Genomic DNA, 22098 nt, shown 5'->3' on the forward strand with positions numbered 1-22098 from the left:
TATTTGTTAGAATTAGGGTTGTTGCTTTGCATAAAGCAGGAATTATTATCAAATTATTCATAGTATAATTTACTACATAGATAATGTGTATTATTCATAATATTAAGGTTATACTATAAATGAATTTATAGATTTTGGAGGGATATTTATGATATCAGCAGGTGATATAAGAAAAGGAACAACTTTTGAGATTGAAGGACAAGTATTTACAGTATTAGATTTCTTACATGTTAAACCAGGTAAAGGTGCAGCTTTCGTAAGAACTAAATTAAGAAATGTTATAGCTGGTGGGGCAATTGACAGAACATTTAACCCAACAGATAAATTACAAGAGGCTGTAATTGAAAGAAAAGAAATGCAATATCTTTATTCAGATGGAGCATTATACTACTTCATGGATAATGAAACATATGAGCAAATTCCACTTAACTTTGAAAAAGTTGAAACAGCTATTAAATACTTAAAAGAAAATATGTCAGCAATAATTAAATTCTACAAAGAAGATGCTTTCTCAGTTGAAGCACCAAACTTCGTTGAATTAGAAATTACACAATGTGACCCAGCAGTAAAAGGTAATACAGCAAACAATGCTTTAAGACCAGCTACACTTGAAACAGGTGCTACATCAATGGTTCCAATGTTCGTAGAACAAGGAGACGTTATAAGAGTAGATACTAGAACTGGTGAGTACATGGAAAGAATAAGATAATTAATGCTATAATGCTAAGTTCTTTTGAACTTAGCATATTTAATATAAGGAAGTGTATAAATGGATAATATTCGTGAAAATTTAACTCAGCTTAAATTTATTCTAGATGAAAATAAGGATATGGATAATATCTTTAATCGTAAGATGCTAGAGGTAGTTAATGGATTATATGATGTAGTTGAGGGTATGCAAGTAAATGTTGAAAGCATAGCTGAAGATTTATCATTTATAAATGAGGATTTATCTAATGTTCAAGAAGAACTTTTTGAAGAAGTATCTTTTGATGATTTAGATGATCAAGCAGATGAATATATTGAAATTAAATGCTTAAGTTGTGATAAACCAATATTTGTTGAAAATTCAGTACTTAAGAATAAAGAAAAAATACAATGTCCATATTGTACAAATCAAATAAGTTAGCAAATTAAGAAGATATCAGTGATGATGTCTTTTTTTTATGCCTAAAAAAACTTTACATAAATTTTGTAGAGTTTTTTTCAATTAAAAGGAATATTTTTTTATGTAAAGTAGTATTAATTTAAAGAGGTGAGAGGAGGGATTAAGTGGAGAAAATTTTAAGACTTTTACCAAAGAGTATAGCTAGCATGATAAGTGAACTAAATAAAAAAAATACTATAGAAGAAATTCGTATAGGCATAGGGAAGAAATTAAGGATTATAGAAAATGGAAATGAAATAGTAAAACCTTATGTAGCAACAAGTGAGGATATAAAGGGAATAGTTCAAAAAATAAGTAATTATTCATTATATGCCATTGAGGATGAAATAAGACAGGGATATATAACTGTTGATGGAGGACATAGAGTTGGTATTGCGGGACAGTGTATTATGCAAGGAAACTCAGTAAAAACAATAAAGCACATAAGTTCACTTAACATAAGAATTGCTAGAGAAGTAATAGGCTCTTCTGATAAAGTTATGAGGCATATTATAAGTGGTGAGAGAGTTAATAATACTCTTATAATATCTCCTCCACGTTGTGGAAAAACTACAATACTTAGAGATATAAGCAGAAATTTATCAAGTGGTTATTCAAAGCTTGGACTTAAAGGAAAAAGAGTTGTGATAATTGATGAGAGAAGTGAAATAGCATCATGTTACAGAGGTGTTCCACAGATGGATGTTGGTGATAGAACGGATGTATATGATAACTGTAAAAAAGAAGAAGGGTTAATTATGGCAATAAGAACCATGTCACCTGAAGTTATAATTTGTGATGAAATTGGTAGTGATAAAGATATTGAAGGGATAATTTCAGCATATAATTCGGGAGTAAATGTTATATGTACTTTGCATGGAAATAGTGTAGATGATTTATATAACAGAGAAGTTTTTAGAGAAGTTTTAAAACAAAAACTTATAAAGAAAGTAATTGTTTTAAGTGCTAAAAATGGAGCTGGAAGTATAGAAGAGGTCTATGATGTCTGATTTGGAGGGATAAATGTTTAAAATAATAATATTAGTAGCGATTGTACTTATTTGTTCGCTTATAGGTTATGTATACGGTGAAAGTTTTAAGGAGAGATATTTAGAACTTTCAGAACTTATGAGAAATCTTATAGATATGGAGAATGAGATAGTATATTCATACAGACCACTACCAGTTGTTTTAGAAATGGTAGGAAGAAAGTCAGATGGAGTTGTAGCAGATATATTTTTAGATACAGCGAGTCTTTTAGAAAATGGAGAAATGGATGATATAAAAACCGCATTTTCAATTTCTTTAAATAATCAAAAAGAGCAAATTGCAATGACAAAAGAAGATTTTGATATAATTTTAGATTTATCAAAATCACTTGGGGACACAGATATTTTAGGGCAGGAACATATATTTGCTTTAGCTAAAGAAAAGCTTTCAAAAAGGGTAAACATTGCAGAAAAAGAGTATTCAGATAGCTGTAAAATGTATAAATACTTAGGTGTTAGTGTTGGGCTTATGATAGCTATTTTCTTAATATAGATAGAATGGGAGGAAGAAGATATGGATTTAAGTTTAATTTTTAAACTTGCTGGTGTTGGAGTGCTTTTATTTATAGTTGATGAAATTTTAAAAATATGCGACAAAGGCAATTATGCAAAGGGTGTAAATATAGTGGCAATAATAATAATGCTTGGTCTTATAGTAAATGAAATAGCAGGTTTATTAAATGAAGTAAAAACTATATTTATGTTTTAGGAGAAGATTATGGAATTTATTATTAAAGTAAGTGCTTTAGCAATAGCTGCAAGTTGTATTCTGATAATTATATGTAATATACACAAAAATACAGGTTCGATGATTAAAATATTAGTTATTACAATGATAGTTGCTTTATTTTTACCATATATAGGTCAAATAATAAACTTTATAAAAGATATGGCAAATACAGCAGGTATAGATAGTTTATATATAGAAATTGTTATGAAAATAATTGGAATTTCATATGTAGCAACATTTTGTGGTTCTATATGTGATAGCCTTGGAATGGGTGATATTGGAAAAAATGTAGCTGTTGCAGCAAAAATAATGATACTTTTTTTAGCAATCCCAATACTTACAGGTGTATTAAATTCAATTTTAAGCATATTGAGGTGATTTATGGATAAGAAACTCGTAAGGTTTATTTTAAGTTTTTTTATTATGTTTAGTGGATTTAGTGTTATATGCCTTGCTAATGATACTGAGCTAAAAGATAGTTTTGAAAGTACAAAACAGGAACTTGAAACAGATGTGAGTATAGAAAAGTTTTATGAATATATAAATAATATGAATTCTGAAGTTGAAATGCTAGAGGGGATGAGTGCAAAAGAATATGTTGAAAAGTTTTTAGAAACTGGAGAATCACCTGTAGAAATATCTAAAGTTTTAAAAGGTGTTGTATCATTTTTCTTTAAAGAATTACTCGTGATGTTAAAACTTCTTACAGCTTTTATAGTAATAGCACTTTTAAGTTCTTTGCTTGAATGTTTACAAGATGCTTTTGATAATGAAACAGTTTCAAAAGTTGCATTTTTTGCATGTTATGCACTTGCAGTAATGCTACTTACTTCAACATTTTTATTAGGGCTTGGAATAGCTAAAGATGTAATAAATAATTTAGTCGGTTTTATGGGTGCTCTAATGCCTGTTTTAATATTTTTATTATCTACGGCAGGTGGGATTACTTCAGCAGTTACAATGGATCCAATAGTTATTTTACTTGTGTCAATTGTACCAAAGATATATATAGATTTTATATTCCCTTTAATACTTATAAAGTTTGCACTAGAGTTTGTAAATAATTTATCGGATGATATAAATCTTGATAAAATGTGTGATTTTTTTAAGTATATAGCAGCATGGTCACAAGGGATTTTACTGACAGTATTTGTTGGGATTATGGCAATTAGAGGGATAAGTGCAAATACAATTGATGCTGTAACTCTTAAAACAGCAAAGTTTGCAGTTGATAATTTTATACCAGTTGTAGGTAAATCTTTTTCAGATGCAATTACAACAGTAGCAGGGTACTCTTTAGTATTAAAAAATGCGATAAGTTCTGTTGGACTTGTAGCAATAATAGGAATGATGTTATACCCAGTTATAAAAATTGCAATGATGATTTTTAGTTGTAGATTAACAGAAGCACTTGTACAACAAGTTGCAAATAAAAAGCTTGTAGGTGCTATAGAATCACTAGGTGATGCTATGACTATGGTATTTGCATGTATTGCAAGTATAAGTATTATGTTTTTTATAGTAATAGCAATAATGTCTTCAGCAGGTGGATTTGTAGTAGGAGGATAAGATGGAGTATTTAAAGAGTTTTGCTATAACACTAACTAGCATGTGCGTGTTTATAGTGGCAGTAGAAATGATACTGCCGGAAAATAAAATAAAAAGCCATCAAAAGTTTGTTTTATCTTTAATAATATTATCCGTAATGTTAACTCCTATAGTAAAACTTCTAGGTGGAAATACAAACGATATTGCAAGAAAGATAGAAAATGCTATTGATAATGAGCTTACAGTAAGCTTACAGGAAAGCTTTTATGAAAAAGAAAGTAGCACATCATTTGTTGTAGAAAGACTAGAAGATGAGTGCAAAAATCTTTTAGAGAAAGAATTTACAGAATATAAGTTTAAGGTGAAAATGGATGCAAAAATGAATTTAGATACTTTTAATACTGATTTTAATAGTGTGAAGGTAAGTGTTAGTAAAAGAGATAAATCAAAGATTGATAAAGTTGAGAAAGTGCAAATTGGTGATGTGATTAAAGAAATAGAAAGTGAATTATCAAAAAAAATAAAGTCATTTATGGGTAAAACCCTTGAAATAGATGAAAAAATAATAAGTGTTTTGGAGGGATAGTGCTTGGAGGATAATAAAATTGAAATAATACTTGGGAAACTTAAAAAAAATAAAAAAGTAGGACCATTATTAATTATACTTTTAGTTCTAATAATAATAGGTTTTGGATTGTCATATTTAGGAGACATAAATAATATATCTAAGAAGGAAGAGGGAAAAGTTACTATTTTAAATGGTGATGAAGATGCAAGTATACCAACAATTGACCATGAGTATGAAGAAAAGCAAAGAACAGACCTGAGCAAGATATTAAGCAAAATAGAGGGTGTTGGGAATGTAGAAGTTATGCTTAGATTTGGTGGAAGTGAGATAAAAGTACCAGCAACAGATAATAATAATAAACAGAGCACAACAGAAGAAACTGATAGCGAAGGTGGAAAAAGAGTTAATACAGAGGCTTTAGATGATGATAAAGTGGTGATGAAAAATGATGAAGATGGAAATTCACCATATATATTAGAAACTAAGAAACCAGAGGTTACAGGAGTTATGATAGTTGCACAGGGGGCACAAGATAGCAAGGTTAAATATGAAATAAGTAAAGCAGTTGCTAGTTTGTATGACATAAGTTTAGAAGATGTAAGTATTTTTCCAATGGAAGAATCAAAATAAATTAAATTTACGGGGGTATTTATATGAATTACAAAGGTATTAACAGCAAACAGGCAATGATATTAACTTCATTGTTAGTATTATTATTAGGAGTAGGAGTTCTAGCACATAATGTAAACACAAAACTTGAAAATGGTGATCTTGCATTAACTATGAAAGAGCAAGGTAAGGAAGAAGAAGTTAAAAAAGAAGAAACTAAATCAGATGGAAATTATTTTTATGAAACAAGAAGTGTAAGAGAGCAAGAAGATGAAAAAGCTATAGAAACTTTAAAAGCAATAATTGCAGATGAAAATACATCAAAGGATCAAAAAGATTCAGCAACAGAAAATCTAACAGATAAAACAACTAATAGAGATTTAGAAAGCAGAATAGAGCTTGAGGTTAAAAGTAAGGGATATAAAGATGCAATTTGTTTTCTTGATGGAGAAAAAGCTAGAGTAGTTGTTGCAGAAGAGAAGTTAACAGAAGAAAAAGTTTTAGAGATTCAAGATATTGTTAAAAAGGTTGCACAAGTTTATGATGTTCAAATAGAAGCTAAATAAGTAATTGTATTGTAATAGCAAATTTGATATAATGTAGCTATAATTAACAAGTTTTAGAATTAAAACTAGGGTAGGAGGGTTCACTTTTATGGATCAAATGGATAAAGAGAATAATAACCTCGGAATAGTTAAAATTTCTGATGAGGTAATAGGAGTTATATCAGCTATTGCAGCTTCTGAAATAGATGGGATTGTTGATGCAGATACAAAAAGCTTAGCAAACAAGTTAAAAGGAAAAAAACATATTGGGAAATCTGTTAAAGTAAATATGGAAGCAGATGCAGCAGTAATAGAAATTGCCGTTGTTGTAAAATATGGAATAAATATTCCTGAAACTGTAATGCAAGTGCAAGAAAACATCAAGAGAACTGTTGAAGCAATTACAGGACTTAGTATTAAGGCTGTAAATGTAGTAGTACAAAACATAATTATTTCAAAGAATGAAGAAGAGAATGAAATTAAAGAGAGATAAAAGACACCCTCTGTGTTGCAGAGGGTGTTTGCTTGTTGACAAAATAGGGTAAGATAATATATAACTAACTAAGATATAGTTAAAAAGCAAGATAAAAACTTAGGAGGACAATTATGAATAGAAAGAAATCAAGAGAGTACTTAATGCAATTAATTTACCAAATGGATATAACAAAGGATAGTGCAGGTGATGTATTTGATACATTCATGGAAAATGAAGATATAGAGAAAAAAGGTATAGATTTATCATACATAAAAACTTGTTTAATAGGAATAATGAGAGATAAAGAATTAATAGATTCTAAAATAGAGAGTAAATTAGTTAATTGGAAGCTTAGCAGAATATCAAAAGTTAATATTGCAATAGCTAGATTATCTGTATTTGAGATGTTCTTCTATAAAGAAGATGATATTCCAGCAAAAGTTTCAATAAACGAAGCAATAGAGCTTTGTAAAGAATTCTCTGATGAAAAATCAGTAGCATTTATAAATGGATTATTAGATAAGGTTTATAAAGCAGAAGATATGGATGATACAGAGATAGAAGAAGAGGTTGTAGCAGAAATAGTAGAATAATTTAATGGTTAGGAGAATGGTATATGGGGGCAATAATCGATGGTAAAAAAGTATCAGAAGATATAAAGTCTGATATAAGGGTATTTGTAAATGGGAGAAAAGAAAGTGGTAAATCAGTTCCAAAGATAGCATCTATATTAGTAGGTGAAGATGGTGGATCTATTTATTATCAAAACTTTCAAGAGAAAATAGCATTAGATTTAGGTATAGAGTTTGAAAAAGTGAGATTTTCAAATGATATAAAGCAAAGTGAGTTAGAAGAAACAATAAATAAATTAAACAAAAGTGAAGAGGTAGATGGAATAATGTTATTATTACCTCTTCCTTTACATATTGATGAAGCATATATAACAGGCCTTATTAGTACGGAAAAAGATATTGATTGTTTATCAGAGAGTACAGTAGGACAGTTTTATAAAGGTGAAGATAGTTATAAACCTTGTACACCATATAGTGTAATAACTCTGTTAAAGAGTTATAATATAAAACTTGAATCAGCAAATGTTGTTATTATTGGTAGAAGCAATATTGTAGGAAAACCTCTTGCTCAAATGTTTTTAAATGAAAATGCAACTGTTACAATATGCCATTCTAAAACTAAAGATATAAAAGAAATTACAAAAAGGGCTGATATAGTAGTTGTTGCTATAGGAAGACCTAAATTTGTAGATAGTTCATATATTAGTAAAAATACAGTGGTAATAGATGTTGGAACAACTAAATTTGAAGGTAAAATTACTGGAGATGTAGATTTTGAAGATGTTAAAGATATAGCTAGCTATATAACACCAGTACCTGGTGGGGTTGGAGCTTTAACAACAACATTATTATTTAAAAATCTTTGCGAGGGAATGAGATAAATGAAATTAAAAACTTTAACAGTATCAGAAGTAAATAATTATTTAAAAAGGATTGTTGATAATGACTTTATAATGAATAATTTATCTGTTAAAGGTGAAGTATCTAACTTGAAGTTTCATTCAAGTGGTCATATATATTTTTCATTAAAAGATGGAGAAAGTAAAATTAACTGCGTTATGTTCAAAAGTGACGCAGTTAATTTGAATTTCCCACTAGAAAATGGAATGGAAGTAGGTATAAGAGCTAGGCTTTCATTGTACATAAAAGAAGGGAATTATCAACTTTATTGTAGAGAAATTTCGAATCTTGGAATTGGAGAGCTTTTTGAAAAGTTTGAAAAAATGAAAAAAGAACTTAAAGAAGAAGGTCTTTTTGAAACAGGATATAAAAGAAAAATACCAGAGTTTCCAAGGCGTATAGGAGTTATAACATCTCCAACTGGGGCAGCGGTAAGAGATATCATACAAGTTATAAGGCGAAGAAATAGTTTGGTTGATATAGTAGTATATCCAGCAAAAGTTCAAGGTCTTGCAGCTGAAAAAACATTAATTGATGGTATGCAGTACTTTAATAATAAAGATAATGTTGATACTATAATAATAGGACGTGGTGGTGGATCAATAGAAGAACTTTGGGCTTTTAATGATAAAGAACTTGCTTATGAAATATTTAATAGTAAAATACCAACAATATCAGCAGTAGGCCATGAAACAGATTTTACTATAGCTGACTTTGTATGTGATATAAGAGCTTCTACACCATCTGTAGCTGCAGAGCTTAGTGTTAAAGTCATTAGTGAGGAAAAATCTAAAATAGATGGTCTAAAAAGTATTTTAGAGAGAAATATACAAAGAATTATAGAAATAGAAAGTATGAATCTTACACATATATCTAAAGTTCTTGAAGCGAATCATCCAAGTAGGGTGGTTGAGCTTGAAAGAAAAAAAATAAATGGTATAGAAAAAGAACTTCAAAAACTTATAAAATCTAAAATAGAGAAAGAAAAGGAAAAGATAAATACTTGTAATAAATTACTAAGTAGCATGAATCCTTTAAACGTTTTAGATAGAGGTTTTTCAATAGTAAGTAATAAGAAAGGAACTGTTCTAAACAGTGTTTCCGACCTTTCAAAAACTACTGAGATTAACATAAAAATGAGTGATGGAGAAGCAAAAGGATTATTTGAATTTTTGGAATAGAGGTGATTTGATGGCTAGAAAAATAGATAGTTATGAAGAAACTTATGACAAATTAGAAGATATAATAAATAATATGGAAAATGGAGAAGCTTCACTTGATGAATCTATAAAGAATTATGAAGAAGGAGTAAAACTTTTAAATAAATTATATAAAAAGTTGAATTCTGTAGAAGGAAAAATTAAAATAGTAAATAATGGAGTAGAACAAAACTTTGGAGGAGAAGAGTAATGAAAATAAAGAACCTCAAAGATAAAATAGATTTATCTCTAGAAAATTACTTTAAAGATAAAGGTAGCTATAATAAAAATTTATATAAAGCTATGGAGTATAGTGTAAATATAGGTGGAAAAAGAATAAGACCAATACTTACAATGCTTTCTTACGGAATTTATAATGATAATTTAGATGATGTTATAGATATAGCAATGGCACTTGAAATGATTCATACGTATTCATTAATACATGATGATTTGCCAGCTATGGATGATGATATCTTAAGAAGAGGAAAGCCAACAAATCATGTTATTTTTGGAGAATCACTTGCAATACTTGCTGGTGATGGGCTTTTAAACGAAGCAATGAATATTTTATTTGATTATTCATTAAAACATGGTGAGCAGGCTGTAAAAGCTTCTAAAATTATATCTAATGCAGCAGGAGCTGATGGAATGATTGGTGGTCAGGTTGTTGATATAGAGTCAGAAGGTAAAGGAACAAAACTAACTTTAGATGAATTAAGATACATGCATAAAAATAAGACTGGAGCTTTAATTAAAGCTGCCATATTATCAGGTGCTATAATGGGAAAAGCTAGTAATGAAGATATTGAAAAACTATCATTATTTGGTGATTCTCTAGGACTTGCATTCCAAATAAAGGATGATGTTTTAGATGTTACACAAACAACAGAAATATTAGGTAAAACTGCAAATAGTGATGTAGAGAATGAAAAAACTAACTATATATCATTATACGGACTAGAGCAATGCCAAAAATTATGCAAAGAGCTAACAAATGAATGTGTAGAGTTGTTAAACGATATAGAGGGAAATATTGAAATTCTAAAGGAACTAACATTAATGTTACTTGAGCGAAAAAAATAATAGTTGAAAAGGATTTGATATTCAATGATAGAGATATTAAACAATTCTAAGGGGAAATACAAAATAAAAGATTTAAAGGAAAAAGAGATAGAAACTCTTGGACAGGAGATAAGAGAGTTTCTAATTGATAATATATCGAAAACAGGAGGACACCTTGCATCCAATTTAGGTGTTGTAGAATTAACACTTGCTTTATTTAAAAATTTTGATTTCGACAATGATAAAGTTGTGTGGGATGTAGGACATCAAAGTTATGTTCATAAACTTATAACTGATAGGAAAGATGATTTTACTACACTAAGACAATATAAAGGTCTTAGTGGTTTTCCAAAAAGAAAAGAAAGCAAATATGATTTCTTTGATACAGGACATAGTAGTACATCTATATCAGCAGCTATAGGTATGGCTAGAGCAAGAGACGTGAAAAAGGAAAATTCTAATGTTATAGCAGTAATTGGGGATGGTGCATTAACAGGTGGAATGGCTTTAGAAGCACTGAATGATATAGGATATAATAAGACGAAAATGATTATAATATTAAATGATAATCAAATGTCTATTTCAGAAAATGTTGGTGGACTTTCAGCTCATTTAAATAAACTTAGGCAGTACCCAGGTTATAATAAGTTTAAAGCCGATGTGAATGCCAGTTTAAATGGTACAAGTGCAGGGAAAAGTATAGCTAAATCACTTGGGAAAATAAAAGACAGTATAAAACAATTAATTGTACCAAGTATGATATTTGAAAATATGGGCCTTAAATATTTTGGACCAATAGATGGACATAATATTAAAGATTTAAATGAAATTATGGCAAATGCAAAAGCAATTGATGGACCTGTTCTTATACATGTTATAACTCAAAAAGGAAAAGGTTATAATTTTGCAGAAGAAAATCCAAATAAGTTTCATGGAGTAGGACCATTTGATTATTCAAGTGGTGAAGTTTTAAAGGGTTCTAAAACTAAGCAAAATTATTCTAATGCATTCGGAGATGCAATGATTAATTTAGCTAGTGAGGATAAAGATGTTGTAGCTATTACAGCAGCAATGCCAGATGGAACAGGACTTAAAAACTTCTCTAAAGAATTTAAAGATAGATTTTTTGATGTAGGAATTGCCGAGCAACATGCTACTACAATGGCTGCTGGAATGGCAACATCAGGATTGAAACCTGTATTTGCAGTTTATTCAACATTTTTACAAAGAGCATATGATCAGGTAATACATGATGTATGTATACAAGAACTGCCAGTAGTTTTTGCTATTGATAGAGCAGGGATTGTTGGTGAAGATGGAGAAACACATCAAGGTATATTTGATGTATCATATTTAGGTGGAATTCCTAGTATGACAATTATTGCACCTAAAATGGTTGAAGAAGTTGAACCTATGCTTAAATGGGCGGTGAATTTTGGAAAACCAGTAGCAATAAGATACCCAAGAGGAAATGATTATGATAATCTTTCACTAAAGCCTATAAGTGATGTTATACTAGGAAAGTGGGATACTATAAAAGTAGGAAATAAAATAACTGTAATAGCTAGTGGTAAAATGCTACAACATTCTGCAATAGCTATAAATAGTATACAAAGTAATGAGAATATAGAACTAGTAAATGCAACATTTATTAAGCCTTTAGATACGCAGTTCTTAGATAGACTAGCTATGGAGAATAAAAATATTCTTGTAGTTGAAGATGGAATCTTAAGTGGTGGAATGGGTGAGAGTATATTATCATATTTAAATACGAAGAATTACAAAGGAAAAATAAAATTACTTGCATATGAAGATAGATTTATAGAGCATGGTAAAGTAGATATGTTATATGCTGAAAATAATTTAGACCCTAATAGTATAAAAGCTAAAATTTTAGAGTTTTAGAGTTTAAAAATATATTAAAAGGGAATAAATTAATTATAAGCAGTGGCAGGTCTTTTATATTAAAGGAGAATATTATGGCTAAAAAGAAAGAACGATTAGATGTACTTTTAGTTGAAAAAGGTTTTTTTGAATCAAGAGAGCAAGCTAAAAGAAGTATAATGGCAGGAGAAATATTTATTGATAATCAAAGAGTTGATAAAGCAGGAGAAAAAGTTGATGTTGAAGGTGTTATAGACTATAAAGGTTCAAAGATGCCATATGTTAGCAGAGGTGGATATAAGCTTGAAAAAGCTATAAAAAACTTTGGTATAGATTTAAATGATACTATTTGTATGGATATTGGTGCATCAACAGGTGGATTTACAGATTGTATGCTTCAAAATGGAGCTTCAAAAGTATATGCAATAGATGTTGGATATGGTCAATTTGCATGGAAACTGAGAGTTGATGAGAGAGTTGTATGTCTTGAAAGAACAAATGTAAGATATGCAACTAACGAGCAAGTGCCAGATGAATGTGATTTTGCTTCAATAGATGTATCATTTATATCACTTAAAACAATAATGCCAGCAGTTACAGGTCTTTTAAAGGAAGATGGAGAGGTTATGGCACTTATAAAGCCACAATTTGAAGCTGGTAGAGAAAAAGTTGGTAAAAAAGGTGTTGTAAGAGATCCACAGACACATATAGAAGTTATTGAAAAGATAGTTAATTATGCATTAGATCATAATTTAAGAATACTTAATATAGACTTCTCACCTATCAAAGGACCGGAAGGTAATAGAGAATATCTTATACATTTAAAAAAATCTGCTGAAAAACAGATTGATTTTGATTTTAATATAATCGAGGAAGTAGTAAGTGCTTCACATACTACTTTGTAAAAGTGAGGATATATGAAAAGAGTTGGAATTTTAATTAATAAAAGTAAAGATTTAGATAATAAAATTGAAAAATTAGTTATTGATAAGACCAACGAGTATTTATGCCCTGATAGCATATCGGTAATGGGGCATTTAGATAATTTAGATAAAATGGAATTAAGTCAGCTAGATATATTAATGGTACTTGGTGGAGATGGAACTCTGCTTGGAACTGCTAGAAATTATGCCCATATATTAAAATGTCCAATACTTGGAATTAATATTGGGAATTTAGGTTTTATATCTAGTATAGAATTAACACACATAGATGAAGCACTTGAAAATATAAGAAAAAAGAATTTTAGCATAGAAGAACGAATTATGATAAAAGTACTTATTAATAATAAAGAGTTTGAAGGTAATAGAGCATTAAATGATGCCGTAATTGCAAGAGGAACTCTGTCAAGAATGTCAGAATATGAGGTTTTTGTTAATAATGAAAAATACACAGAATTTAATAGTGATGGACTTATAATTTCAACGGCTGTGGGATCAACTGCTTATTCACTGTCTGCAGGAGGACCACTTATAAGCCCAGATTTAGATGTTATATCTATTGTTCCTATATGTTCTCATAATCTTAACTCACGCCCACTTATTGTGAATGGGAATAGTGAGATTTTAATAAAGCCACAGATAATAGAAGAAGTTTATTTAACGATAGATGGACAAAAGTCTATAAAACTTAAAAAAGATGATGAGATAAAAATTTTAAAAGCACACACTACATTTAAAGTAATTTCATTTATGGAAAATAAATATTTTGAGGTTCTAAGAAAAAAAATATTTCGAAGAAGTCCAAAATTAAAGGGGATATAATATGAAGTCTAAAAGACATACTAAAATAATAGAAATAATAGGTAAAAAAGCAATAGAAACACAGGAAGACCTTGCACAAGAATTAAAGAATGCAGGTTTTGATGTAACACAAGCAACAGTTTCAAGAGATATTAAGTCATTAAAGCTTATAAAAACTCAAGATTCAAGAGGGAAGTATAAGTATTCAATAATAAAAAGTGAAACTAATGATATTCTTGATAAATTAGCAAGTATACTTAAAAATACTGTTAATGGAGTAGAGAATATAAATAATATAGTTGTTGTAAAAACTTTAAGTGGTTCAGCTAGTGCAGCAGCTGAGGCTATTGATAGTTTAGGACTTGGAGAAGTAGCAGGAACTATAGCGGGCGATAATAATATATTTATTTTACTAAGAGATAATAATAAAGCTGAAGAGCTTGTTAAAAGCATAGAGAAGATGATGAATTAAGTTTTGGGGGTGTAAGATGCTTCTACAAATATCAATTGAAAATTTTGCGCTTATAGAGAGTGTAAGTTTAGATTTAAAGGATGGATTTAATATTTTATCAGGTGAAACAGGTGCTGGTAAATCAATATTAATTGATTCTATAAATTATGTTTTAGGAAGTAAATTTAATAAAGATCTTATAAGAATAGGAGCAAATAAAACTTTTGTTGAAGCTATTTTTAGTGTAAGAAAAGAATCTAAAGTTAGAGAAATACTTGGGATATTAGAAGTTGAATGTGATGATTTACTTATAATATCAAGAGAGAGTTTTAGTAATGGTAAAAACGTTAGTAAGGTGAATGGAAAATCTCTTATACTTAGTGATATTAGAAGAATAACAAGTAAATTAGTTGATATTCATGGGCAACATAATAATCAGAATTTATTAAATAAAGAAATGCATATAAACTATTTAGATTCTTTTTGTGATGAAAAATTTGGACTTAAATTAGAAAAATATAAAGTTCAATATGAAAAACTTAAAGAAATTGATAGAAAAATTAATTTACTTAGTAAAGAAGGTAAAAATGAAAAGTTAATAGATTATTTAGATTTTCAGTTAAAAGAAATTAAAGCTGTTAATATAAAAATTGGCGAAGAAGATGAACTTAGAGAGAGATTTAATATATTATCTAATTCAGAGAAAATCGGAAAGGCACTAAGTTTATCATATGATAAACTTAGTGGGTCAATTTTAAATGGACAATCTATTATAGATTATGTGTCTGATATCAATAAAGATTTATCAAGTGTAGAAGTTCATTCAAAGAAGATTGAAGAAATTAATTCAAGAGTTAGTAATATTTATTATGAACTTGAAGAGATTTCAAGAGAAATTTCTGATGAAAATTCTAGTATAAATTATGATGATAGTGAACTTGATATAATAAACAGTAGACTTTATCAAATAGCTTCTATACAGAGAAAGTATGGAGAGTCAGAAAAAGCAGTGCTAAATTATGCTAAAGATTTAGAAATTCAACTTATTGAAATGGTTGATTGTGAGAGAATTATAGAAGAACTTAATGAAAAAAGAAAATTACAAGTTATCAAATTAGATTCAGTAGCTTTAGATTTACATAATATGAGGTGTAAAGCAGCAAAAATCTTAAAAAATGGTGTAAAAAGTGAGTTTGAATATATAGGTCTTGGGAAATGTATGTTTGAAGTTGAAGTTACACTTGAGGATAATTTTAGTGATATTGGTAAAGATAAAGTTCAATTTCTTATATCAACTAATCCAGGTCAACCAATGAAACCCATGGAACGAATAGTTTCAGGTGGAGAATTATCAAGAATTATGCTTGCCTTAAAAGCTGTGTTTATTGATAAAGATAATATACCTACGGTTATATTTGATGAGATTGATACTGGAATAAGTGGGTCAATAGCACAAAGTGTTGCTGAAAAGATGTATGAGATTTCAATTAAACATCAGGTTTTTTGTATAAGTCATTTACCGCAGATTGCAAGTATGTCTGATGAACATTATTTTGTATCTAAAGAGATATTAAATGGAAAGACATATTCAAAGGTTAATAAAATTGGTGAGGAAGATAAAATTATAGAAATTGCAAAAATGCTTGGTGGAGTTAAATTAACAGAGAGTGCACTAGCAAATGCAAGGGATATGATTGATCTTACTGAAAGTAAAAAAGAAGAAATAAAGAGTAAAAAGTAGAACTAATTAATATTAGTTCTACTTTTTTTCTATATTTAAAATTATTTGATAAATTTTCACATATTTAAATAAGTTTTGGGGAAACTAACAAAGTTAATACAACATAATGTTTGGATTCTAGGGAAAGCTAATAATGTAAAGGAGGAGATAAATGATGAAAGATAAGGAAAAAAGAGTTTTTAATAAAAATTTTATAGTTATGAGTTTACTTTTATCTTCAGTACTTGCGTTAAGTCTGCTTTTTATGAATATTGGAGAGCAGAAGTCAGTACTAGCAAATGAAAAACATGCTAATAATGAAAGATTAAAGGTGTATGCTGGTGGAGATAATATTGGAGTGAAAATTTCAATAGAAGGTGTTTTGGTTGTTTCATTTTCGGATATAGAATCTGTAGATGGGAAAATAATTAAAAGCCCAGCACAATCATCAGGAATTAATATTGGTGATACAATATTAAGTGTAGATGGAAAAAGTATAAATACATCTAAAGAACTTGTGAAAAATGTGAATGAAAGTGAAACAGGAACAGTAGCAGTAAAGGTTAATAGAGATGGTAGTGAAATTATTAAAAATGTAAATCTGTTGAAAAATAACTTAGGTAATTACAAGCTTGGTATGTGGGTTAGAGATTCCACAGCTGGGATTGGGACATTAACGTTCGTTGATGAAAATACAGGGGTGTATGGAGGTCTGGGGCATCCTATAACTGATTCTGAAACTGAGAGGGTGCTTAGTGTTCTAAAGGGTGATCTTATAAGGTCAACTGTTATCAATGTAAGGAAGGGGGAAGTTGGAAGCCCAGGAGAATTAAAAGGTATTTTTACTAATGAAAAAATGCCTATTGGTACTGTTGGGAAGAATACTGAAACTGGAATATTTGGTGTTGTTGATGCTAAAAATATGAATAGATTTAATGAAAGTAGTAAGTTATATGAGATAGGATTTAAAAATGAAGTTCAAGAGGGTAATGCACAGATAATAACAACGACAGATGAACAAGGACCAAAGTTTTATGATATAAGTATAGAAAAAGTTATTGGAACTGCTAAGGGGCCAAATAAAAATATGCTTATAAAAGTAACAGATGAAGAACTTTTAGCAAAAACAGGAGGCATAGTACAGGGAATGAGTGGAAGTCCTATAATACAAAATGGAAGAATTATAGGTGCTGTTACGCATGTACTTGTAAATAAACCGAACGTTGGATATGGAATTTATATAGAGAATATGTTAAATGATGCGAATTTGATAAAATAAGTGAGAGTATTACCAAAATGTGTTATAATATACTAAAGAATACATTAAAATGTTCTTTAGTATATTTTTTTTGAAAAAATTTAGAAAAAAAAAGGATTTGAATAATTTTTGTCGAATTTAAATAAAAGTGAATAAAAGTAAAAAAATACAATAAATGGTAAAAGTGGTAGGGGGAGACAAATTATGAACGATTCAAAAATTTCAGTTTTAATAGCAGATGATAACAAAGAATTTTGTAATATACTAAATGATTATTTATTAAATCAAAGAGATATAGTGGTTGTTGGGATAGCAAATGATGGGCTTCAAGCATTAGAGCTTATTGAAAGTAAGAAACCTGATTTGGTTATTTTAGATATTATTATGCCACATTTAGATGGGTTAGGTGTTTTAGAAAAGTTAAATACTGGCGTTATAAGTAATATACCAAGAATTATAGTATTATCAGCAGTTGGACAAGATAAAATAACTCAAAGAGCTATAACACTAGGTGCAGACTATTATGTTGTCAAGCCTTTTGATATGGATGTATTTATAAAGAGAATAAGACAAATGTTTAATAATACAATTTCTAGTGAGGACAGCATGAGACATTCATCATTTATGGAAATTTCTTCAGAGTCGCTTATGAATTCAAGAAGAAAGCCTATGGATTTAGAAGCAGAAATTACAAGTATTATACATGAAGTTGGAGTTCCAGCTCATATTAAAGGATATATGTATTTAAGAGAAGCTATAACTATGGTTGTAAATGATATGGAATTATTATCAGCTATAACAAAAGAGTTATATCCATCTATAGGTAAAAAGTTTAATACTACAGCTTCAAGAGTTGAGAGAGCGATAAGACACGCTATTGAGGTTGCTTGGTCAAGAGGACAAATTGATGCTATAAACAAAATATTTGGTTATACAATACACAATGAAAAAGGGAAGCCAACAAACTCAGAGTTTATTGCTATGGTCGCAGATAAACTTAGACTTCAAAATAAAGTAAGTTAATATAATAATGAATATTAATAAAATTTGAAATTATATTAAATATTAGGGCACATTTTAATTATTGTTTTACTTTAAGCAATGATTAAAAATGTGTCTTTTTTTATTTTATAAAATATTAAAAATTTGATTAACATAATTTTAGATAATAGGTAATAAATTTATTATGTAAAGAATAATATTAAAGTAAAGGGGTTGAGATATTTGAAGAATATATTGAAAAAGATACAATCAGTTTTAGCAGAGAATAGAATAATTTTTATGTGGATATTATTATTTTTCTTGATAGGAATAGTACTTGGCTGTTATACAGTTTATTATATGAGTGATATAGGAAAGGTGGAGCTTGGAGGATATTTTAATGGTTTTTTAGGATTTATGAAAACAAGTGAAATAGATTATATGTCAATTTTAATTAATAGTGCTAAAGGAATTATACCTATTATATTTATTATTATTGTTCTTGGGTATACATTAATTGGATTCCCTTTTGTACTTGTAATTAATTTAATTAAGGGTTATATACTTGGATTTACATTATCTTTAGTAATAACAGTTCTAGGGACAGGGGGAATAGGAATTATGTTTGCTACCCTTATAATACAAAATATTATTTTTGTTCCTATAATGATGCTGATAAGTGTATTATCTATGAAAGCCTCTATTATAAGGGTTAAGGCACTTAAGAATGAAGGAAGTAGAAGTGAGTTTAATGGTAAAGAGTATTTGATGGTACAAGGGATTTTAAGTGTAATAATTATACTTGGAATAGTTGTTGAAACATATATTTCACCTAATTTAGCAAAAATAGTAATTAGTTAGAGATTTTCATAATATAAATAATTATGTAATAACATTTTAGTTAGGAGTTAATATGAGAGATTTGGTGAAAAAGTATGAGATTTACTTACAATCAATTGGGAAGAGAAAAAATACAGTTAGTGCTTACATTACAGATGTGTCTATGTATTTAGATTTTGTTGAAGAAAAAAAATTAGTTGTTAATGAAGATGGGTATCCACTTATGTCATATATTCAAAATCTTAATGACAAGAGCAAATCACCATCGTCTATTCAAAGAACTATAATTTCTTTGAGAAACTTTTACAATTTTTTAGTAGCTGAGGGAAATTTAAAACATGTTCCAGAAACTAGTATTAAAAGAGAGAGAGTTGAGAAAAAGAAACCTGTTGTTTTAAGTATTGATGAAATTAATAAAATTATGAATACTACGAACATAAGTACAGAGAAGGGCGTAAGAGATAAAGCTTTACTTGAACTTATGTATGCGACAGGGATGAAGGTATCAGAACTTATAGGACTAGATATAGATGATGTGAATCTTGAGTTATCATTTGTTAAGTGCAAGGATAATAGAGATTATGAAAGATTAATACCTATAGGAAGAGAAGCTAAGGATGCAATTAAGAAGTATGTTTCGCTTAGAGATGAGACAGTTAGAACTACTGAAAAATTATTTTTAAATATGAGTGGAGATCCTATAACAAGACAAGGTGTTTGGAGAATAGTAAAAGAATATTCTGTTCTTGCAAATATCAATAAAGATATTAATTTAAATACTTTCAGACATTCTTTTGCAGTTCATTTACTTCAAAATGGAGCAAATGCAAAAGTTGTTCAAGAACTTTTAGGAAATCAAGTTATGACTTATATTGATATGTATTATGAAATTATTAATAATGAAAAAATAAATACTATATATAAGAAAGCACATCCAAGAGCATAACTATTAAATCGAAAAAGAGGCTGAGATGCCTTTTTTTCATTTTCAAAAGTTTACAATTTGTAGCGTTTACATAGATTGAAAAAAAGAACTTATTCTGTTAGTATATAACATATGAAAAGGTTACCAAAAACATCATAGGAGGAATATATTATGAGAATGTACGATTTAATTGTAAAGAAAAGACAGGGGAAAGAACTTACAACACAGGAAATAAATTATTTTATAGAAAATTATACAGATAATAAAATTCCTGATTATCAAGTATCAGCATTAATGATGGCAATATTCTTTAATAAGATGAATAAGAGAGAAACTGCTGATTTAACTATGGCAATGGTTAATTCAGGGGATATTCTTGATTTAAAAGAGATTGAAGGGATAAAGGTAGATAAACATTCAACAGGTGGAGTTGGTGATACAACAACTCTTGTTTTAGCACCAATGGTTGCAGCTCTTGGGATTCCAGTAGCAAAAATGTCTGGAAGAGGACTTGGGCATACTGGTGGAACAATAGATAAACTTGAAACATTCAAAGGATTCTCTGTTGAGATGACTAATGAGAAATTTATAAATAATGTAAATACGCTTAAAATAGCTGTTGGAGGACAAACAGGAAATTTAGCTCCAGCTGATAAAAAATTATATGCACTTAGAGATGTTACAGGAACTGTAGATAATGTATCTTTAATTGCTTCAAGTATTATGAGTAAAAAAATAGCTTCAGGAGCAGATGCTATAGTCTTAGATGTAAAAGTTGGAGATGGAGCATTTATGAAAACAGCAGAGGATGCTAGGATTTTAGCTAGAGAGATGGTTGATATAGGTACTAATGTTGGTAGAAATACAATAGCGATTATATCAGATATGGATCAGCCACTTGGTCTTGCTATAGGAAATGCTTTAGAAGTTGAGGAAGCTATTGAAACATTAAAAGGTAATGGACCAGCTGATTTAGTTGAATTATGCTTAGAACTTGGAAGTAATATGGTTTTACTTTCAGGACATGCTAAAACAGTTGAAGAGGCAAGAAATATGCTTAAAGAAACTATAACTTCAGGTAAAGCTATAGAAAAACTTAAAGAGTTTGTAGCAGCACAAGGTGGAGAAATTGATGTTATAGATGATACATCAAAACTTCCAAAAGCAGAGTTTGTTTTAGAAGTTAAAGCTTTAAAAGAGGGTGTTGTTAGTAAAATACACGCTGAAAATATGGGACTTATAGCTATGGAACTTGGAGCAGGAAGAGCTACAAAGGAAAGTATAATAGATATGGCTGTTGGAATGGTTCTAAATAAAAAGAGAGCAGACAAAGTTAAGATTGGTGATGTTTTAGCCTATGTACATGCTAATGATTTAGAAAAAGGTAAGAGAGCAGTAGAAAAAATACTTGAGAATTATGAAATTAGTGATAGTGTGGAAAATCTTCCATTAATCTATGATGTAATTAGATAGTTTAAATATATTAGGTAGTGCATAAAAGCACTACCTTTTTTGAATTATATATAAAAAATATTTAATGTATAGTAAAATATTAATTAGTAAAATTCAAAAGGAGGAGTTATTTGTGAAACCACTTGCAGAACTTATGAGACCTACTGATATAGATGAAATGGTAGGACAAAGCCATATTATATCAAAAGGTACGGTAATTAATAATCTTTTGAAAAATAAAACTTTAATAAATTCTATTTTTTATGGACCACCAGGGACAGGAAAAACAACTCTTGCTAGAATTATGGCAAAGTATACAGATAAAAAGTTTTATAAAATAAATGCAACAACAGCTTCAATTAAGGATATACACGAAATTGTAAATAATCTTGATAATCTTTTAAATTATAATGGAGTTGTATTATATATTGACGAAAT

The 22098-nt window shown here is 29.0% G+C and carries 27 protein-coding genes; all 27 read left to right on the plus strand.

Annotated features, from left to right (window positions below):
* The first annotated feature begins 148 nt into the window (after positions 1 to 148).
* Positions 149 to 709 (plus strand): elongation factor P, encoded by a 561-nt coding sequence (gene efp / locus Q0V15_RS00430; protein WP_297435014.1) that lies wholly within the window; start codon positions 149 to 151, stop codon positions 707 to 709.
* A 60-nt stretch (positions 710 to 769) separates the two neighbouring features.
* Positions 770 to 1129 carry a hypothetical protein gene (locus tag Q0V15_RS00435; protein ID WP_297435015.1) on the plus strand — a complete coding sequence of 120 codons (360 nt, stop codon included), beginning with the start codon at positions 770 to 772 and terminating at the stop codon, positions 1127 to 1129.
* 143 nt (positions 1130 to 1272) lie between these two features.
* Complete coding sequence (gene spoIIIAA, locus Q0V15_RS00440; RefSeq protein WP_297435016.1) at positions 1273 to 2157, plus strand: stage III sporulation protein AA; 885 nt, start codon at positions 1273 to 1275, stop codon at positions 2155 to 2157.
* Between the two features lie 13 nt (positions 2158 to 2170).
* Positions 2171 to 2689 (plus strand): stage III sporulation protein SpoIIIAB, encoded by a 519-nt coding sequence (gene spoIIIAB, locus Q0V15_RS00445; protein WP_297435017.1) that lies wholly within the window; start codon positions 2171 to 2173, stop codon positions 2687 to 2689.
* A 21-nt stretch (positions 2690 to 2710) separates the two neighbouring features.
* Positions 2711 to 2905 carry a SpoIIIAC/SpoIIIAD family protein gene (locus Q0V15_RS00450; RefSeq protein ID WP_297435018.1) on the plus strand — a complete coding sequence of 65 codons (195 nt, stop codon included), beginning with the start codon at positions 2711 to 2713 and terminating at the stop codon, positions 2903 to 2905.
* Between the two features lie 9 nt (positions 2906 to 2914).
* The gene (gene spoIIIAD, locus Q0V15_RS00455) at positions 2915 to 3304 is read left to right on the plus strand and encodes a stage III sporulation protein AD (protein WP_297435019.1); all 390 of its coding nucleotides are present in this window, start codon (positions 2915 to 2917) and stop codon (positions 3302 to 3304) included.
* Positions 3305 to 3307: 3 nt separating this feature from the next.
* Positions 3308 to 4495: a stage III sporulation protein AE gene (spoIIIAE, locus tag Q0V15_RS00460; protein WP_297435020.1), complete on the plus strand. Its 1188-nt coding sequence runs from the start codon at positions 3308 to 3310 to the stop codon at positions 4493 to 4495.
* A gap of 1 nt (position 4496) precedes the next feature.
* Positions 4497 to 5060: a stage III sporulation protein AF gene (gene spoIIIAF / locus Q0V15_RS00465; protein ID WP_297435021.1), complete on the plus strand. Its 564-nt coding sequence runs from the start codon at positions 4497 to 4499 to the stop codon at positions 5058 to 5060.
* Between the two features lie 3 nt (positions 5061 to 5063).
* On the plus strand, positions 5064 to 5672 hold the full coding sequence (spoIIIAG, locus tag Q0V15_RS00470; RefSeq protein WP_297435022.1) for a stage III sporulation protein AG: 609 nt from the start codon (positions 5064 to 5066) through the stop codon (positions 5670 to 5672).
* A 23-nt stretch (positions 5673 to 5695) separates the two neighbouring features.
* Positions 5696 to 6217: a SpoIIIAH-like family protein gene (locus Q0V15_RS00475; RefSeq protein WP_297435023.1), complete on the plus strand. Its 522-nt coding sequence runs from the start codon at positions 5696 to 5698 to the stop codon at positions 6215 to 6217.
* An 88-nt stretch (positions 6218 to 6305) separates the two neighbouring features.
* Positions 6306 to 6689, plus strand: coding sequence for an Asp23/Gls24 family envelope stress response protein (locus tag Q0V15_RS00480; protein WP_297435024.1), 384 nt, complete (start codon positions 6306 to 6308; stop codon positions 6687 to 6689).
* A 113-nt stretch (positions 6690 to 6802) separates the two neighbouring features.
* Positions 6803 to 7264: a transcription antitermination factor NusB gene (nusB, locus tag Q0V15_RS00485; protein WP_297435025.1), complete on the plus strand. Its 462-nt coding sequence runs from the start codon at positions 6803 to 6805 to the stop codon at positions 7262 to 7264.
* A 23-nt stretch (positions 7265 to 7287) separates the two neighbouring features.
* Positions 7288 to 8124, plus strand: a complete 837-nt coding sequence (locus Q0V15_RS00490) for a tetrahydrofolate dehydrogenase/cyclohydrolase catalytic domain-containing protein (RefSeq protein WP_297435026.1) — start codon at positions 7288 to 7290, stop codon at positions 8122 to 8124.
* Positions 8125 to 9324, plus strand: coding sequence for an exodeoxyribonuclease VII large subunit (xseA, locus tag Q0V15_RS00495; protein ID WP_297435027.1), 1200 nt, complete (start codon positions 8125 to 8127; stop codon positions 9322 to 9324). It abuts the gene before it with no gap.
* 10 nt (positions 9325 to 9334) lie between these two features.
* On the plus strand, positions 9335 to 9553 hold the full coding sequence (locus Q0V15_RS00500) for an exodeoxyribonuclease VII small subunit (protein WP_297435028.1): 219 nt from the start codon (positions 9335 to 9337) through the stop codon (positions 9551 to 9553).
* Complete coding sequence (locus tag Q0V15_RS00505; protein ID WP_297435029.1) at positions 9553 to 10428, plus strand: polyprenyl synthetase family protein; 876 nt, start codon at positions 9553 to 9555, stop codon at positions 10426 to 10428. Before Q0V15_RS00500 ends, Q0V15_RS00505 begins: the two co-directional genes overlap by 1 nt.
* A 24-nt stretch (positions 10429 to 10452) precedes the next feature.
* Positions 10453 to 12312 (plus strand): 1-deoxy-D-xylulose-5-phosphate synthase, encoded by a 1860-nt coding sequence (dxs, locus tag Q0V15_RS00510; protein WP_297435030.1) that lies wholly within the window; start codon positions 10453 to 10455, stop codon positions 12310 to 12312.
* Between the two features lie 74 nt (positions 12313 to 12386).
* On the plus strand, positions 12387 to 13196 hold the full coding sequence (locus Q0V15_RS00515) for a TlyA family RNA methyltransferase (RefSeq protein ID WP_297435031.1): 810 nt from the start codon (positions 12387 to 12389) through the stop codon (positions 13194 to 13196).
* A 12-nt stretch (positions 13197 to 13208) separates the two neighbouring features.
* Positions 13209 to 14054, plus strand: coding sequence for an NAD(+)/NADH kinase (locus Q0V15_RS00520; RefSeq protein WP_297435032.1), 846 nt, complete (start codon positions 13209 to 13211; stop codon positions 14052 to 14054).
* A gap of 1 nt (position 14055) precedes the next feature.
* The gene (locus Q0V15_RS00525; RefSeq protein ID WP_297435033.1) at positions 14056 to 14505 is read left to right on the plus strand and encodes an arginine repressor; all 450 of its coding nucleotides are present in this window, start codon (positions 14056 to 14058) and stop codon (positions 14503 to 14505) included.
* 16 nt (positions 14506 to 14521) lie between these two features.
* On the plus strand, positions 14522 to 16225 hold the full coding sequence (gene recN / locus Q0V15_RS00530; protein ID WP_297435034.1) for a DNA repair protein RecN: 1704 nt from the start codon (positions 14522 to 14524) through the stop codon (positions 16223 to 16225).
* A 151-nt stretch (positions 16226 to 16376) separates the two neighbouring features.
* Complete coding sequence (spoIVB, locus tag Q0V15_RS00535) at positions 16377 to 17483, plus strand: SpoIVB peptidase (RefSeq protein ID WP_297435035.1); 1107 nt, start codon at positions 16377 to 16379, stop codon at positions 17481 to 17483.
* 183 nt (positions 17484 to 17666) lie between these two features.
* Entirely contained in the window at positions 17667 to 18485 is an 819-nt protein-coding gene (gene spo0A, locus Q0V15_RS00540; protein ID WP_297435036.1) for a sporulation transcription factor Spo0A, read from the plus strand.
* Positions 18486 to 18686: 201 nt separating this feature from the next.
* Positions 18687 to 19304, plus strand: a complete 618-nt coding sequence (gene spoIIM, locus Q0V15_RS00545; RefSeq protein ID WP_297435037.1) for a stage II sporulation protein M — start codon at positions 18687 to 18689, stop codon at positions 19302 to 19304.
* A 52-nt stretch (positions 19305 to 19356) separates the two neighbouring features.
* The gene (locus tag Q0V15_RS00550; RefSeq protein WP_297435038.1) at positions 19357 to 20229 is read left to right on the plus strand and encodes a site-specific tyrosine recombinase; all 873 of its coding nucleotides are present in this window, start codon (positions 19357 to 19359) and stop codon (positions 20227 to 20229) included.
* Positions 20230 to 20379: 150 nt separating this feature from the next.
* Positions 20380 to 21681: a pyrimidine-nucleoside phosphorylase gene (locus Q0V15_RS00555; RefSeq protein ID WP_297435039.1), complete on the plus strand. Its 1302-nt coding sequence runs from the start codon at positions 20380 to 20382 to the stop codon at positions 21679 to 21681.
* A gap of 112 nt (positions 21682 to 21793) precedes the next feature.
* Positions 21794 to 22098, plus strand: a 305-nt coding sequence (locus tag Q0V15_RS00560; protein ID WP_297435040.1) for an AAA family ATPase, incomplete at its 3' end; no start/stop codon positions are given.

The sequence above is a fragment of the uncultured Clostridium sp. genome, from assembly GCF_947036855.1.
Taxonomy (GTDB): domain Bacteria; phylum Bacillota; class Clostridia; order Clostridiales; family Clostridiaceae; genus Sarcina.